At 72.4% G+C, this 14886-nt stretch carries 13 protein-coding genes; 5 read left to right on the top strand and 8 right to left on the bottom strand.

Features of this window, described 5'->3' with window-relative positions; genetic code table 11:
• Positions 1 to 20 precede the first annotated feature (20 nt).
• On the top strand, positions 21 to 1784 hold the full coding sequence (locus tag ACFYOJ_RS15810) for a beta-galactosidase family protein (RefSeq protein ID WP_356556780.1): 1764 nt from the start codon (positions 21 to 23) through the stop codon (positions 1782 to 1784).
• Positions 1785 to 1842: 58 nt separating this feature from the next.
• On the opposite strand, the gene ACFYOJ_RS15805 is transcribed toward ACFYOJ_RS15810, so the two are convergent.
• The 6 genes from ACFYOJ_RS15805 to ACFYOJ_RS15780 form a co-directional block, all read right to left on the bottom strand.
• Positions 1843 to 3114 (bottom strand): alpha-L-fucosidase, encoded by a 1272-nt coding sequence (locus ACFYOJ_RS15805; RefSeq protein ID WP_356556779.1) that lies wholly within the window; start codon positions 3112 to 3114, stop codon positions 1843 to 1845.
• A 44-nt stretch (positions 3115 to 3158) separates the two neighbouring features.
• Positions 3159 to 4760, bottom strand: coding sequence for a beta-N-acetylhexosaminidase (locus ACFYOJ_RS15800; RefSeq protein ID WP_356556778.1), 1602 nt, complete (start codon positions 4758 to 4760; stop codon positions 3159 to 3161).
• A 52-nt stretch (positions 4761 to 4812) separates the two neighbouring features.
• On the bottom strand, positions 4813 to 5679 hold the full coding sequence (locus ACFYOJ_RS15795; RefSeq protein WP_356556777.1) for a carbohydrate ABC transporter permease: 867 nt from the start codon (positions 5677 to 5679) through the stop codon (positions 4813 to 4815).
• Positions 5676 to 6668: a sugar ABC transporter permease gene (locus ACFYOJ_RS15790; RefSeq protein ID WP_356556776.1), complete on the bottom strand. Its 993-nt coding sequence runs from the start codon at positions 6666 to 6668 to the stop codon at positions 5676 to 5678. Before ACFYOJ_RS15790 ends, ACFYOJ_RS15795 begins: the two co-directional genes overlap by 4 nt.
• Positions 6665 to 8035 carry an extracellular solute-binding protein gene (locus tag ACFYOJ_RS15785; RefSeq protein ID WP_356556775.1) on the bottom strand — a complete coding sequence of 457 codons (1371 nt, stop codon included), beginning with the start codon at positions 8033 to 8035 and terminating at the stop codon, positions 6665 to 6667. The genes ACFYOJ_RS15790 and ACFYOJ_RS15785 overlap by 4 nt, the downstream gene beginning before the upstream one ends.
• Before the next feature lie 97 nt (positions 8036 to 8132).
• A complete protein-coding gene (locus tag ACFYOJ_RS15780) occupies positions 8133 to 9293 on the bottom strand; it encodes an ROK family transcriptional regulator (protein WP_356556774.1) in 1161 nt (386 codons plus the stop codon).
• A gap of 237 nt (positions 9294 to 9530) precedes the next feature.
• On the opposite strand from ACFYOJ_RS15780, the gene ACFYOJ_RS15775 reads away from it, so the two are divergent.
• Entirely contained in the window at positions 9531 to 9881 is a 351-nt protein-coding gene (locus ACFYOJ_RS15775) for a tetratricopeptide repeat protein (protein WP_356556773.1), read from the top strand.
• 94 nt (positions 9882 to 9975) lie between these two features.
• Here the strand turns inward: ACFYOJ_RS15775 and ACFYOJ_RS15770 are convergent, their stop codons facing one another.
• Positions 9976 to 11409 carry an NAD(P)/FAD-dependent oxidoreductase gene (locus tag ACFYOJ_RS15770; protein WP_356556772.1) on the bottom strand — a complete coding sequence of 478 codons (1434 nt, stop codon included), beginning with the start codon at positions 11407 to 11409 and terminating at the stop codon, positions 9976 to 9978.
• A 119-nt stretch (positions 11410 to 11528) separates the two neighbouring features.
• Here ACFYOJ_RS15770 and trxA point away from each other — a divergent pair, with 119 nt between their 5' ends.
• A complete protein-coding gene (trxA, locus tag ACFYOJ_RS15765; RefSeq protein WP_356556771.1) occupies positions 11529 to 11930 on the top strand; it encodes a thioredoxin in 402 nt (133 codons plus the stop codon).
• 118 nt (positions 11931 to 12048) lie between these two features.
• Here the strand turns inward: trxA and ACFYOJ_RS15760 are convergent, their stop codons facing one another.
• Complete coding sequence (locus ACFYOJ_RS15760; RefSeq protein ID WP_356556770.1) at positions 12049 to 12741, bottom strand: helix-turn-helix domain-containing protein; 693 nt, start codon at positions 12739 to 12741, stop codon at positions 12049 to 12051.
• A 157-nt stretch (positions 12742 to 12898) separates the two neighbouring features.
• On the opposite strand from ACFYOJ_RS15760, the gene ACFYOJ_RS15755 reads away from it, so the two are divergent.
• Complete coding sequence (locus ACFYOJ_RS15755) at positions 12899 to 13462, top strand: NAD(P)H-dependent oxidoreductase (RefSeq protein ID WP_356556769.1); 564 nt, start codon at positions 12899 to 12901, stop codon at positions 13460 to 13462.
• 205 nt (positions 13463 to 13667) lie between these two features.
• Positions 13668 to 14882, top strand: a complete 1215-nt coding sequence (locus ACFYOJ_RS15750) for a polysaccharide pyruvyl transferase family protein (protein WP_356556768.1) — start codon at positions 13668 to 13670, stop codon at positions 14880 to 14882.
• Positions 14883 to 14886 lie beyond the last annotated feature (4 nt).

The raw sequence follows: 14886 nt of genomic DNA, 5'->3' as shown, positions 1-14886 counted from the left end.
GCCACCACCGGGAGAAGCCCGTGTTCCAGATATCGCCCGAGGGTTTCGTGCTCGACGGCCGTCCGCTGCGGATCCTGTCCGGGGCCATGCACTACTTCCGGACGCTGCCCGCCCAATGGCCGCACCGGCTGCGCCAGTTGCGCGCCATGGGGCTCAACACCGTGGAGACCTACGTCCCGTGGAACCTGCACGAGCCGAGGCCCGGGACGTACGACTTCACGGGCCCGGCCGATCTCGACGGGTTCCTGCGCGCCGCGCGCGAGGCCGGCCTGTACGCGATCGTGCGCCCCTCCCCCTACATCTGCGCCGAGTGGGAGAACGGCGGTCTCCCCTGGTGGCTGCTGTCCGACCGGGGAGCGCGGCTGCGCTGTTCGGACCCGGGGTTCCTGGACCGTGTCGACCGCTGGTACGACCGGCTGGTCCCGCTGATCGCCGGGCACCAGGTCACCCGGGGCGGCCATGTGCTGATGGTGCAGATCGAGAACGAGTACGGCTCGTACGGCACCGACACCGCCTACCTGGAGCACCTCGCCGGCGCCCTGCGCGCCCGGGGCGTCGACGTACCGCTGTTCACCTCCGACGGCCCGGAGGACCACTTCCTCACCGGCGGCACCGTCCCCGGCCATCCGGCCACCGTCAACTTCGGCAGCCGCGCCACGGAGGCGTTCGCCGAACTTGCCCGGATCCGTCCGGACGACCCGCCGATGTGCATGGAGTTCTGGTGCGGCTGGTTCGACCACTGGGGCGAGAAGCACACCACGCGCGAGCCCGCCGACGCCGCCGCCACCCTGCGCGAACTGCTCGGCACGGGCGCCTCGGTCAACCTCTACATGGCGCACGGCGGCACCAACTTCGCCACCTGGGCCGGGGCCAACACCGGGAACCCGGTCACCGGTGAGCCCTACCAGCCGACCGTGACCTCCTACGACTACGACGCGCCCCTCGACGAACGCGGCGCGCCCACGGCCAAGTTCTGGGCCTTCCGCGAGGTCCTCGAGCAGTACGCCGAAGGGCCGCTGCCCGACCCCGAGCCGCTGCCGCCGCTGCTGCCGCCGGGCCGGGTCCGCCTCACGGAGTCCGTCCGGCTCCTCGACGCGCTGGACCGGCTGTCGCCGGGCGGGGCCGTCCGCTCCCCCGAGCCGCCCTCCTTCGAGGAACTCGGCCTGGAGCACGGGCTCGTGCTGTACGAGACGCGCGTCCCGGGCCCGCGCCGGTCCCGCCCCCTGACCGTGCCGCGCCTGGCCGACCGGGCCCATGTGTTCGTGGACGGCACACTCCTCGGCGTACTCGAACGCGACGGGGGGACGGACGCCGTGGACATGGCGGTCGAGGGCGCCGGGGCGCACCTGGCGCTGCTCGTGGAGTCGATGGGCCGGGTCAACTACGGGGCGGCGATCGGCGACCGCAAGGGCGCCGGGCCCGTCCTGCACGCCCAGCAGACGCTGCACGGCTGGTCGGCGCGGACCGTGCCGCTCACCCACGGCACGCCGGACGGACTGCCGTGGACGACGGGCGCGGAGGGGCCCGGGCCGGTGTTCCACCGCGGTTTCCTGGACGTGGCGGAGCCCGCCGACGGCCATCTGGCGCTGCCCGGTTTCACCAAGGGCTATGTGTGGGTCAACGGCTTCTGCCTGGGTCGCCACTGGGAGGCGCGCGGCCCGCAGCGCACGCTGTACCTGCCGTGGCCGCTGCTGCGTGCGGGCCGCAACGAGATCGTGGTCCTGGAGCTGGACGGCTGCCTCACGCCGGTCGTGGAGGTGCGCGAGGAGCCCGACCTGGGCTGAGTCGCGCCCGTCCGCGGTGACGAGAACGTGCCGGGCGCGGTGCCCGGCACGGTGGAGGTCACGTGGCTTCTCGTCCGTCCGTCTTTTCGGTCATGAAGGCGGGCTGGTCCTCCAGTGCGGGCGGCGAGGTGTGTCCGGTGCGGAAGGCGCGCACGGACCGGATCGTTCCGCCGCCGGTGAGGCGGATACGGAGTTCGCGTGCCTCCGTGGCGGCGACGGCGTGGACGCGTCGTGCTCCGACCGTGCCCCCGGTGGCCACGGGCAGGCCGTCGACGAGCACTTCGTGGCCGGTGATGTGCTGGCCCCCGGACAGCTCCTCGCGCAGCTCCAGGTGATCGAACTCGACGGGCGCGGGGAAGCGGGCCAGCAGCTCGCCGTCGCCGCCCGGACGGAGCGTGGCCCGGTGCGGCTCGGCGAAGCGGCGCCGGAGCTCGGTGGTGAACTCGAGCAGCCGGGCACGGTCGGCGTCGTCGAGGAGTCCGCGCCGGTCTGGCGGTACGTTCAGGAGCAGCCCCGCGCCGAGGCCCACCGACCGGTACCAGACGGCGAGCAGGTGGTCCCGGCTCTTGAGGGTGTGCAGATCGTCGGGCTGCCAGAACCAGTGGCGCCGGATGGGCACGTCGCATTCCGGCGGCAGGTAGTGCAGGGCGCCCAGGCCGCGGGGGCCGGCGTCGTAGATGCTCAGGCCCGTCGCGTCGGTGACGTACCAGCAGGGGTCGTCGGCGAGCCCGTCCTCGTTGCCGGCCCAGCGGAGCGTGGGCCGGCCCATGTTGAAGACCATCGCGTCCGGCTGGTGCGTGTCGATCACCGCCATGACCGCGTCCCAGTCGTAGCGGCGGTTCTCCGATCCGGCGCCGTCGAACCAGAGCTCGGTCAGCGGTCCGTACCGGGTGCACAGCTCGGTCAGCTGGCGGACGTAGAAGGCGTCGTACGCCTCGAGGTCGTCGTAGCAGGCCGCGTTGCGGTCCCACGGGGACAGGTAGAGACCGAGGCCGATGCCTGTGTCGCGGCAGGCCTGCGCGAGGTCCGCCACGACGTCGCCGCGGCCGCCGCGCCACGGGGAGGACGCCACGGAGTAGCCGGTGGTGCCGGTCGGCCACAGGCAGAAGCCGTCGTGGTGCTTGGCGGTGAGGATCACGTGACCGGCGCCGGCCTCGACGGCGGTGGCCGCCCATTGGCGGGCGTCCAACTCGGTCGGGTGGAAGGTGGCCGGGTCGAGCGTGCCGTCGCTCCATTCCTTCCCGTGGAAGGTGTTGATGCCGAAGTGCAGGAACAGCGCGAAGCCGGTCTCCTGCCAGGCGAGCTGGGCTGCCGTGGGTACGACGGACATGGGCGGCCGGTCCTTTCGGGGCGGGCGTGGCAAAGGGGCGGTGGTCAGGCGGAGTCCCGGAAGACGTCGGTCATGATGTCGTCCCGTTCGCGTGGCCAGCCCTTGACGTCGGGGCGTTGCTGCCACGGGTGCGGTCCGTCCGCGGGCCGGTACTCGACGCCGAGCGCGTCGAGCCGTTCGAGGTGCCCGCGGAGCCGTGCGCCGAAGTCCTCGAAGTCCCGCTCCGGGCTTGCCCACACGGTCTCGGCGAAGGCCACGAGCCGCGGGAAGACGAGGTAGTCCCTGACCCGGGACGAATCCATGTGTTCGGTCCAGACGGCGGCCTGGGCGCCGATGACGAGCCGGGCCCGGTCGTCGGTGAGCCCTTCGGGGACCGGGTCAAATCCGTAGACGTCCTCCAGGGTGACGACGCAGCCGACCGGCACGGGTTCGTCCGGGCGGGACGACTGCCGGTAGTCGAGGTACACGCGGTCGAGGGGGCAGGTCACCACCTCGTGCCCGAGCGCGGTCGCCCGGTGCGCGGCAGAGCTGCCGCGCCAGGCGGCGACGGTGGCGCCTTCGGCCAGTCCGCCCTGCAGGATCTCGTCCCAGCCGAACAGCTTGCGGCCCCGCTCGCCGAGGTAGCGGTCGAAGCGGTTGATGAACCAGGCCTGCAGCTCGTGCTCGTCCGCCAGGCCGAGTTCGCGGATCCTCTCCTGGGTGCGGGGGTCGGCGCGCCATTGCGTCTTGACGCACTCGTCGCCTCCGACGCACACGTACCGGGACGGGAAGAGGCCGAGGACCTCGTCGAAGACCTCCTCGAAGAACCGGAGCGTGGACTCCTCGGCGTTGAGCACGTGCGGGGACGGACCCCAGTCGGTGGCGACCTCCACCGGTGTGCCGGTGACGCCGAGCGAGGGGTAGGCGGCGATGGCGGCCTGGGTGTGGCCCGGGATGTCGATCTCGGGGACGACGGTGATGTGCCGGTCGGCGGCGTAGGCGACGATCTCGCGGATGTCGTCCTGGGTGTAGTAGCCGCCGTGGGGCCGGTCGTCGTAGGTGTGGTGCGGGCCGCGGCCGATCATGGTCCGGCTGCGCCAGGCGCCTCTCTCGGTGAGCCGTGGGTGGCGCTTGATCTCCAGCCGCCAGCCGTGGTCGTCGGTGAGGTGGAGGTGCAGCACGTTCAGCTTGTGCAGTGCCAGCAGGTCGACGAAGCGCAGCAGTTCGGCCTTGGGGACGAAGTGCCGGGCGACGTCGAGCATCGTGCCCCGCCAGCGGAAGCGGGGGCCGTCCTCGACAGTCACGGCGGGGATCCGCCACGGGCCGCGGGTCACGCCGCCCGCCCGGAACGCCGGCGCGGGGAGCAGCTGGCGCAGCGTCTGGGCACCGTAGAAGGCACCCGCCGGGCCACCCGCCTCGACCGTCACCGTCGTGGGGGTGACGGTCAGCCGGTAGTCCTCGGCGCCCAGTCCGCCGTCGAGGACCAGGGCGATGCCCGCCTCGCCCGTGCGCGCTGTCGGCAGGTGGCATCCGGTGGCCGGGCCGAGGGCGCCGCGCAGCCAGCGGGCGGCGCCGTCCAGCTGCGGGTCGGACGCCAGCGTGGTGGACGCGTCCAGGACGAAGGTGCCTTCCGCGGTCCGGATCAGCCTCGGTCTGGGCACGATCATGAAGCGGTTCTCCTTGCCTTCGGTGCGGCGAACGGCTGGTGCGGCCCGGTGGTCACAACTTGACCGCTCCGGCTTCGATGCCCTTGTAGAAGTAGCGCTGGGTGAGGAAGAAGAGAATCAGGACCGGGATGACGGAGATCATCGATCCGGCCATGACCACGCGCTCGTCGATCCCGAAGGCCGAGGTCTTCAGCTGGGCCAGGCCGAGGGTGAGCGGGAAGTTCTCCTCGCTCTGGAGGACGATCAGCGGCCACAGGAAGTCGTCCCAGGCTCCGATGACGGTGTTGATGCCGACCACCATCAGGCCGCCGACGCCCGCGGGCAGAAAGATGCGGAAGAACCGCTGCCACTCGTTCGCGCCGTCGAGCAGAGCGGCTTCCTCGATCTCCCGGGGTACCGCCAGGAACGCGGCGCGCATCACGAGGACGTTGATGGAGCCGACGATGCCGGGCAGCCAGACCCCGGCGAGCGAGTCGACGAGTCCGAGATCCCTGACCTGGAGGAACAGCGACACCATGATCGACTCGAAGGGGAACATCATGGCGATGACGAGCAGCAGGAAGACGGCCTTGCGGCCACGCCAGCCGGGTCGCGACAGCATGTATCCGCCGGCAGTGGCGAAGATGAGATGGCTGACGAGAGACAGCACCACCAGGATCAGGCTGTTGCGTACGTAGGTGGGGATCGGGATCGACGTGACGACCTCCGAGTAGGCGTGCAGCGACCAGTCCTGCGGCAGCAGGGAGGCGCTGCTGCCGAACAGGTCCTCGCCCCGGCTCTTGAGCGAGGTGAGCAGCTGCCAGGCCAGGGGGCCGACCATGAGGATCAGGACGGCCAGCAGGAGGAGATAGCGGCCGGCCAGTCCGATGTGACGGAAGACCGGGTACTTGGTACGCAGTTCCGGCGATATCGGTGTCATCGGTCTTCGTCCCCCTTCGAGAGCCGGCGCCCGAGCAGGGTGAAGCCGACGGTCATCAGGAACAGGGCGATGCTCACGGCCGCCCCGTAGCCGGCGTTGCCGTCGAGCGGATCGAGGCCGGTGTCCCGGATGTAGAACGGAATGGTGCGGGCCTCCCCGCCCGGACCGCCGGAGGCGCCGCCCAGCATGTAGATCTCGGTGAACACCCGCAGGGAGCCGATGGCGGACAGGGTGCCGACGAGCAGCATGGTGGGACGCACGCCGGGCACGGTGATGTGCCAGAAGCGCCTCAGCCAGCCTGCCCCGTCGACCTCGGCGGCCTCGTGCAGCTCTTCGGGGACGTTCCCGAGAGCCGCGAGGTAGAACACCATGTACCAGCCGAGCCCCTTCCACACGGTCATGGCCATGCTGGACATCAGCAGCAGGGTCGTGTCGGTGAGGAACGGCAGCGGTTCCTGCAGCACCTTGAGCTCGACGAGCAGGGTGTTGACCATGCCGTCGTCCCGCAGCAGGTACTGCCAGGAGAAGCCGACGACGACGGCCGAGGCGACCACCGGTGTGTAGAAGGCCGAGCGGAAGAACCCGATGAACGGGATCTTCTTCTCCACCAGGGTCGCCAGGAGCAGCGGGAGGAGCATCATCGCGGGGACGACGCAGACCAGGTACAGCACGCTGTTCCTGGTGGCCAGCCAGAAGGCCTCGTCCGCGAGCAGCCGTTCGTAGTTGGCGGCTCCCACGAATCCGGCGGCTCCTCCCAGAGGCTTGGCGTCGGTGAAGGAGAGGGCGACGGTGTTGAGGAAGGGCACGACGCCGAACGTCACGGCGGCCGCGACCGCGGGGGCGACCCACAGCCATGGCACCCACCAGGGGCGGTGCAGCGCGGCGCCGCTCGCGTCGGCGGCGTGCCCCCGCCGTGGCCGGGATGCGCGGGAGGGGCCGGTGCCGGCGGTGGCCGCCGGCACCGGTTCCACGGTGTGCGTCGCGGTCACTTCGACTGCTCCAGTACCGTGTTGGCCGCCTCCTGGGCGTCCTTCAGTGCCTGGTCGACGCTCTTGTCGCCCTTCATGGCGAGCTGGAACTCGGCGCTCACCCGCTGCCCGATGACCGGGGTCCACTTCAGCTTCACCGAGGCGAGCTCGGCCCCGACGGCTTCCTCGGCGGCGACTTTCCGCGCCTTCCCGAAGGCGCCGGGTGCGTCGGACGGAGCGGTGAAGAAGGGGTCCTTCAGGGACTCGGTGGTGGTGGGGAACACGACGACCTTGGGGTCCTTGCTCCAGTTCGTCTGGTTCTGCGGGTTGAGCAGGAAGCGGGCGAAGGCGACCGCGGTGGCCGGGTTCCCGGACGTCTTGGGCACGGTGATGTACTGACCGTCGTAGGACGCCCCCTGGGCGAAGGGGTACGGGGCCACGTCGGTCTTGGGGTAGAGCTTCGGGCTGTTCTGCTGGACGTTGCGCAGGAAGCTCGGGTTGGGGGATCCCCAGACGAGCTTGCCCTCACTGAACCGGATGCTCGGGTCCTCGTCCGACGCCAGGGTGTCCTTGGGCATCGCGCCGCTCCGGTAGAGCTCCTTCAGCTTGGTCAGCCACTGCTTGACCCTGGGGTCGTCGGCGAAGACGAACGACTTGCCGTCGTCGGCGACCGCCTCGACGCCCATCGCGTTCCAGTGCGGAATGGTCAGTGCGCGCGGATTGGCCAGCATGGCGTGGTACTTGCCGCCGGACCTCTTCCCCACCTGCGCCGCCTGGTCGAGCCATTCGAGGACCGTGGCCGGCGGGTCGTCCGGGTCGAGTCCGGCCTTCTCGGCCAGTTCCGTGTTGTACGTCAGCACGTCGGGAGCCCAGTACCAGGGCAGGACGGTGTGGCCTCCCGCTCCGGGTATCTCGACCGACTCCCAGATACTGGGGACGAAGGAAGCGCCGATGCCGGGGACCTTCCTGTCGAAGTCGAGCAGGAACCGGGCCCTGGTCAGGGCCATCGCCGTCTCGATGTTGACGTTGACCACGTCGGGGAGTCCGCAGGCGTTCGCCTTGGCCACCAGCTTCTGGGTGAAGTCCTCGGCGCCCGGGTCGTCGAGCCACTCGATCTCGGTGCCCGGGTGCTGCTTCTCGAACGCGTCGATGACCGGTTCGAAGTAGCCGGCGAAGTCCTTCTTGAGGTTGGTCGTCTGGAAGGTGATCTTGCCTTTGACCTGGCCCTTCAGCGGGGCGTCGCCGACGGTTCTCTCGTCGACCGCGCAGTTCCCGACCTTCTCGGACCCGGACGCGGAGTCGTCCGACGAGCCGGACAGTCCGCAAGCGGCTGTCGTGGCCAGCAGGGCGGCGACGGCGATCCCTGTCCGGGTGATGCGCTGGAGCATGGGGTTAACCTTTCTCCTGATGTGGACGGTCGTCCGAGGAGCCGCGGTCGTCGGGAGTCTGGGGAGACGACACGACCGCGGCACGCCGGGGAACCGCTCATGTCCTTCCGGCCGGCGCGAAGGCGCCGGCCGGGCCGAAGACCTCGGCACGGGCGCTGTCCAGTGCGGTCAGCAGGGCGCCGGCGAGCACGGCGTCGCCCTCGACGGCGGTGGTCCTGAGCTGTACGGGGATCGGTGAGGTCTCCACCGCGGCGGCGGAGATCTCCTCGGTCAGCCGGGCGCCGACCGCCCGGCCGACCGGGCCCGCCAGGACGACGACCCCGGGGTCGAGGACCGCGCAGACCGAGGTGATGCCCATCGTGATCCGGTCGACGAGTTCGGCCAGGAACGCGCTGCCCTCGGGGGCCGCGGCGACGGCTTCGGCCGCCGAGGACCGCGGCATGCCGTGCCGCCTCGCCAGTTCGACGATCGCGGCCTCGCCGGCCAGTCCCTGGAAGCCTCCCGTGTAGGGGGTCCCCGGCTCGGGCAGCCGGCCGAGGCCGGCCCCGGGCAGCGCCAGGTAGCCGATCTCCCCTGCGGCACCGGCGTCCCCCCGGTGCAGCCGGCCGCCGAGGACCACGGCCATACCGATGCCGTGTCCCATCGCGAGCAGCGCGAAGTTCTCCCGGTCCGCGGCGGCTCCCACGCGGTGCTCTGCGACCGCGCTCAGATTGACCTCGTTCTCCAGGGTCACCGGACATCCCAGGTCCGACGCCAGAACCTCGCGCAGTCCCCCGTACCAGCCCGGCAGGTCCCAGGCGAGACCGATGTCGCCGGTCTGCGGGTCGACGGTGCCGGGGGTGCCGACCACGGTGGCGCGCAGCCGCCCGGGGGCGATGCCGGCGCCGGCCACCGCGCGGGCGAGCGTCTCGCGCACCAGCTCGACGGAGTTGCCGCCCGCGTCCGCCGTGGCGGCGGCCTCGCCCACGACGCGCCCGGTGATGTCGGCGACGGACGCGTTGACCTCCGTGCCGGTGATCTCCGCCCCCAGCACGTACGCCCGCGAGGCGACCACCGCGTACACCCGGGCGCTGGGGCCGCGCGTGCCGTGTCCGCCCTCGCCGGCCTCCTGTACGAGTCCCGCCGCGACGAGGCGGTCGATCAGCTCGGCGACCGTCTGCTTGGAAAGGCCCGTCGCCGTGACGAGCTGGGCCCGGCTCAGCGGCCCGCGCTCCACCAGAAGGTCCAGCGCCAGTCGATCGTTGATCGCTCGGATCAAGCCTGCGGAGGCCGCCGTCACTGTCGCCCCTTTCATCTGACTGGGAACCAGCCAGTTAGTTTGTGCCGCGACTGTAGGGCTCGGATTCCGACGGCGTCAACGGGTCGTACGCGGGCCGTACGCCCGGATCCTCGGCCCGCGGAAGGGGGGCGGTGCGCAGGCGGCGTCCCGGCGGCCGGCCAGGTCGTGGAATGTTCAACCAAGTCCTGTGGTTGCACTGCTCCGAAGGAGGTCAGAGTGGACACGACGTACTACGACCACGGCACACCGGCGGAGCGCTGGGAGCGGGCGCGGATGTTCTTCGACGCCAAGGACTACGCCGCCGCCGCGCGCGTCCTGGGCGGGCTGGTCGAGGAGGTGCCCGAGCAGACGGGGCCGCGGCTGCTGCTGGCGCGCGCCTACTACCACTCGGCCCAGCTGCGGCGCGCGGAGGCCGAGCTGCGCGTCCTCGTCGAGCGCGATCCGGTGGAGCACTACGCCCGGCTGATGCTGGGCCGCACCCTCGAACGGCAGGGGCGTCAGGAGGAGGCCGACTCGCATCTGCGGATCGCCTCCGCGCTCGCGGGCGACTTCCCCGAAGGCGTCTGAGCCGCTCCGCCCGGCGGTACGGCCACGGTGCCCGGTTCCCCTCGCGGGAGCCGGGCACCCGCGTGTGCACCCAGGGGCTCCCGTGGGGCACGCGTCAGCTGTCCCGGTACGCCTCCAGCAGCCGCAGCCACACCTCGCTGATCGTCGGATAGGACGGCACCGCGTGCCAGAGGCGGCCGACCGGCACCTGTCCGGCGACGGCGACCGTCGCGGAGTGGATCAGCTCGCCGACGCCCGGGCCGACGAAGGTGACGCCGCGGACGATCTCGTCCTCCAGGTCGACGACCATGCGGGCGCGGCCCTTGTAGCCGTCCCCGTACAGGCTCGCGCCGGCCACGGTGGACAGGTCGACGTCGACGGCGCGGACGCGGTGGCCCGCCTGTTCGGCCTCGGCCAGGGAGAGACCGACGGAGGCCGCCTCGGGGTCGGTGAAGACCACCTGCGGTACGGCCTCGTGGTCGGCGGTCGCGGCGTGCGCGCCCCACGGTCCGGACTCCAGGGCCGGCGCGCCCGAGGCCCGGGCGGTGATGGCGGCGCCCGCGATCCGCGCCTGGTACTTGCCCTGGTGGGTGAGGAGGGCACGGTGGTTGACGTCGCCGACGGCGTAGAGCCAGTCGTGGCCCTCGACGCGCAGACTGTCGTCGACGGGGAGCCAGGAGCCCGGTTCCAGGCCGACGGTCTCCAGACCGATGTCGTCGGTGCGCGGGGCGCGGCCGGTGGCGAAGAGGATCTCGTCGGCCTCGACGCGCTCGCCGGTGCCGGTGACGGCGACGACGGTGCCGTTCTCGCGGGTGACGGACTCGACGGAGGTGCCGGTGCGGATGTCGGCGCCCGCCTCGGTGAGCGCCTCGGCGACGAGTTCGCCGGCGAAGGGCTCCATGCGGGCGAGGAGCCCCTTGCCGCGGACCAGGAGGGTGACCTCGGTGCCGAGGGCCTGCCAGGCCGTGGCCATCTCGACGGCGACCACTCCCCCGCCGACCACGATCAGCCGCCCGGGGGCGCTCTTCGCGCTGGTCGCCTCGCGGCTGGTCCAGGGGCGTACGCCGGCGAGGCCCGGCAGGTCCGGCAGGGCGGCGCGGGTGCCGGTGCAGACGGCGACGGCGTGCCGGGCGGTCAGGACGCGGCGGGTGCCGTCGGGGCCGGTCACCTCCACCGCGCGCGGTCCGGCGAGGCGCCCCTGGCCGCGGTACAGGTCGGCGCCGATGCCCTCGACCCACCGGACCTGGCCGTCGTCCTTCCAGTGCGAGGTGAAGTCGTCGCGGTGGGCGAGGACGGCGGCGGCGTCGAGGGGGCCCCGCACGGCCCGGTCCAGTCCCGGTGTGCGGCGCGCGTCGGCGCGGGCGATGACCGGGCGCAGCAGGGCCTTGCTGGGCATGCACGCCCAGTAGGAGCATTCGCCGCCGACCAGTTCGCTCTCCACGATCGCGGTGGACAGTCCCGCCGCCCGGGTGCGGTCGGCGACGTTCTCGCCGACCGGGCCGGCTCCGATCACCACGACGTCGTACGCGAGGGATTCCGTTTCCGTCATGGGGGCAGTCTGGCCGGTGGTGTGCGGCGTGGCCACAGGGGTACGCGCGCGGAACACCCGCGCGCCCGGCCGCGTTGCAGCAAGGGCCTGTCGCCGACACCGGAAGTAGGGATCACGTCATGAGCAGCACCGTGGAGCTCACCAAGGAGAACTTCGACCAGACGGTCACGGACAACGAGTTCGTGCTGATCGACTTCTGGGCGGAGTGGTGCGGGCCGTGCCGGCAGTTCGCCCCGGTCTACGAGAAGGCGGCCGAGGACAACCCCGACCTGGTGTTCGGCAAGGTGGACACCGAGGCGCAGCCCGAGCTGGCCCAGGCCTTCGGCATCCAGTCGATCCCGACGCTGATGATCGTGCGTGACCGGGTGGCCGTCTTCGCGCAGCCGGGTGCCCTGCCGGAGGCCGCGCTGGCGGACGTGATCGGGCAGGCCCGGAAGCTGGACATGGACGAGGTCCGCAAGGCCGTCGCCGAGCAGCAGGACCAGCAGCAGGGCGGCGGGGCCGGGCAGGGCGGGCAGTAGGCCGGACGAGTCCGCCGGCGTACCCGGGGGCACCGCAGGCCGTTCCGGCCGGCGGTGCCCTTCCCGTGCCGGGACCGGGAGGGCGGCGCAAGAGGACGCGGAGGTGCGGGCGGCGGGGTCAGGCCCCGGTTCCGCCGGGGCCTTCGTCCGCCGGGTCCGTGCGGGTCACCCGTGCCACCAGGTCCAGCCAGCCCGCCTCCAGCCGTGCCACGGGCACCCCGCACTGCTCGGTGAGGTGGTGGATCAGGGCCGGGTCCAGATAGGCCATCAGCGTGTGGGAGAGGAGCTCCGCGTCCGCGTCCGGGGCGGCCCGGCGCAGCAGCAGGGCCACGTGGCCGCGCAGGAAACGGCGCGGGGCGGCGGTGTGCCGGCGGTCCGCGCTCGGCTCGGCGGCCAGTTGCAGGGCGAGTTCGTCGGCGCTGCGGCGCAGGGCCGCGCAGCCGAAGGCCCGCAGCCGGTCCACGGCGGGCGCGCCGGGTCCCAGGGGCGGCGGTCCGGAGAGCAGGGCGGCCTGGAACTTCTTCTCCGAGTGGTCGAGCAGTGCCATGAGCAGGCCGGTGCGGTCGCCGAAGCGCCGGAAGACCGTGCCCTTGCCCACCTGGGCCGCCGCGGCCACCGCCTCCATGGTGAGGCCGGCGGCGCCGTGCTCGGCGACCAGCCGCGCGGCGGCCTCCAGCAGCCGGGCACGGTTGCGCGCGGCGTCGGCGCGCAGGCAGGGTCCGTCCGCGTCGGACCGGGTGCCGAGCTGCAGCAGCTCGGGCGGGGCGGCGGACTCCTGGGGGCGGGGAAGGGGCGGCGGGGCGGCGGACATGACGTCAGCGTAAAGCATCGGGAAGAAAACTGGACCGCGGTCCGTTTAGGATGTTAGAAATTAAACGGACTCCGGTCCGGATGATTCCGGGCCGTTCCGGCGGTGCCCCGTCACCGGTCTTTTCCCCTGTAGCCCCGTACCAGTAGTGGGAGTACTCATGTCTGTCCGCATCCTCGCCCTCGTCGGCAGCCTTCGCGCCGGTTCGCACAACCGCCAGCTCGCCGAGGCCGCCGCCAAGCTCGCACCGGAGGGCGCCGAGGTGCAGGTGTACGAGGGCCTGGCCGAGATCCCGTTCTACAACGAGGACATCGACGTCGAGGGCGGCGTCCCGGCCGCCGCGGCCGAGCTGCGCGAGGCCGCCCGTGCCGCCGACGCCTTCCTGTTCTTCTCGCCGGAGTACAACGGCACCATGCCGGCCGTGCTGAAGAACGCCATCGACTGGCTGTCCCGCCCCTACGGCGCGGGCGCCTTCGCCGGCAAGCCGGCCGCCGTGATCGGCACCGCCTTCGGCCAGTACGGCGGCGTGTGGGCCCAGGACGACACCCGCAAGGCCGTGGGCATCGCCGGCGGCAAGGTGATCGAGGACATCAAGCTGTCCATCCCCGGTTCGGTCACCCGCTTCGCCGAGGTCCACCCGGCGGACGACGCCGAGGTCGCCGCCCAGCTGACGGAGGTCGTCACCCGCCTGCGCGGCCACGCCGGCGAGGCCGCCGCCGCCTGACCCGCACCGCGACGACACATCGGGGCCGGAGCTCGACGAGCTCCGGCCCCGATGTGCTGACGGGCACCGGAGAGATCCGCGCAAAGCGTCATCAATGGTGTGTTTCCGAGGGATGGCACGGGCAACCCGGGACCGTGCGCGGGCGACGGCCGCCCGCATGCCACGGCCGGCCGCCGGCCGACTCCGACGTGACAGGAGCCCCCGGATGACCACTGCCCCCTCCCGTCCGCACCCCGGCCGGCCGGGCCCCCGTATCGGCGTGCTCGGCTCGTACGGCGGGTTCAACACCGGCGACGAGGCGATCCTCACCTGCGTGCTGAGCTGTCTGCGCGCCCAGCGGCCCGACGCACACCTCGTCGTCCTCAGCCGCAACGCCGAGCACACCCGGGCCCATCACCCGGACGCCGACGAGGTGGTGCCGTGGGAGGGCGTGCGCCGCGACCACGTGCTGGACGTGCTGCCCGGCCTCGACCTGCTGGTGCTCGGCGGCGGCGGCATCCTCTACGACGGTGAGGCGCGCCGGTACCTGCGGCTCGTGCGCGCCGCGCAGACCCGGGCCGTGCCCACCTTCGCCTACGCCGTGGGCGCCGGGCCGCTCACGGAGGCCGAGGACCGGGAGGCGGTGCGCACCGTGCTCGCGGACATGGACGACGTCGTGGTGCGGGACGAGGAGTCCCGGCTCGTCCTGGAGGAGGTCGGCCTGGAACGCGACGTCACCGTCACCGCCGACCCCGCGCTGCTGCTGGAACCGGTGCCGTTCACCGAGGCGATGATGCGCGACGAGGGCATCCGCACGGACGTCCGGCTGGTGGGGATGTCGGTGCGGGAACCGGGGCGGGCCGCCGAGAAGCTCGACGAGGGCGACTACCACGCGCTCCTCGCCGACGTCGCCGACTTCCTCGTACGGCGGCTGGACGCGCACGTCGTGTTCCTGCCGATGGAGCGGCACGACGTACGGCACGCGCACGCCGTGCTGTCCCACATGACCGCGCCCGACAAGGGGCGGATCCTGCACGGCGACTACAGCCCGGGGCAGGTGCTCGGCTTCATGCGCCATCTGGACCTGGCCGTCGGCATGCGGCTGCACTTCGTGATCTTCGCGGCGCTCACCGGGGTGCCGGTGCTGCCGCTGCCCTACTCCGGGAAGGTCTTCGACTTCGCGCGGCGGCTCGGCGCGCCGGCCCTGGTGGGTGTGGCCCGGGAGCAGGCGGGGCTGCTGCTGGCCGAGGTGGACCGGCTGTGGGACGAGTATCCGCAGCGGCGCGAGGACCTGCGGTCGCGGATGCGGGAGCTGTCCGCGGCGGCGCGGGAGACCTGTGTGCGCTGCGGTTCGCTGCTCGACGCGATCGGCAGCGGGACCGCGGCGGCGGAGGCCGGATACCCGCCGGCCGCCCCCGAGCCGCGGCCGCTGCACGCCTGAGACC

The sequence above is a fragment of the Streptomyces sp. NPDC006384 genome (assembly GCF_042870695.1).
Classification (GTDB): domain Bacteria; phylum Actinomycetota; class Actinomycetes; order Streptomycetales; family Streptomycetaceae; genus Streptomyces.
The sequence above is the reverse complement of the archived record's forward strand: the minus strand, read 5'-3'. Positions and strand labels throughout refer to the sequence as shown.

What these genes read in the sequence shown, in the direction of transcription:
- ACFYOJ_RS15805 (WP_356556779.1), bottom strand. Translation starts at nt 3,114, where the DNA reads ATGTCCGTCGTACCCACGGCAGCCCAGCTCGCCTGGCAGGAGACCGGC.
- ACFYOJ_RS15800 (WP_356556778.1), bottom strand. Translation starts at nt 4,760, where the DNA reads ATGATCGTGCCCAGACCGAGGCTGATCCGGACCGCGGAAGGCACCTTC.
- ACFYOJ_RS15795 (WP_356556777.1), bottom strand. Translation starts at nt 5,679, where the DNA reads ATGACACCGATATCGCCGGAACTGCGTACCAAGTACCCGGTCTTCCGT.
- ACFYOJ_RS15785 (WP_356556775.1), bottom strand. Translation starts at nt 8,035, where the DNA reads ATGCTCCAGCGCATCACCCGGACAGGGATCGCCGTCGCCGCCCTGCTG.
- ACFYOJ_RS15770 (WP_356556772.1), bottom strand. Translation starts at nt 11,409, where the DNA reads ATGACGGAAACGGAATCCCTCGCGTACGACGTCGTGGTGATCGGAGCC.
- trxA (WP_356556771.1), top strand. Translation starts at nt 11,529, where the DNA reads ATGAGCAGCACCGTGGAGCTCACCAAGGAGAACTTCGACCAGACGGTC.
- ACFYOJ_RS15760 (WP_356556770.1), bottom strand. Translation starts at nt 12,741, where the DNA reads ATGTCCGCCGCCCCGCCGCCCCTTCCCCGCCCCCAGGAGTCCGCCGCC.
- ACFYOJ_RS15755 (WP_356556769.1), top strand. Translation starts at nt 12,899, where the DNA reads ATGTCTGTCCGCATCCTCGCCCTCGTCGGCAGCCTTCGCGCCGGTTCG.
- ACFYOJ_RS15750 (WP_356556768.1), top strand. Translation starts at nt 13,668, where the DNA reads ATGACCACTGCCCCCTCCCGTCCGCACCCCGGCCGGCCGGGCCCCCGT.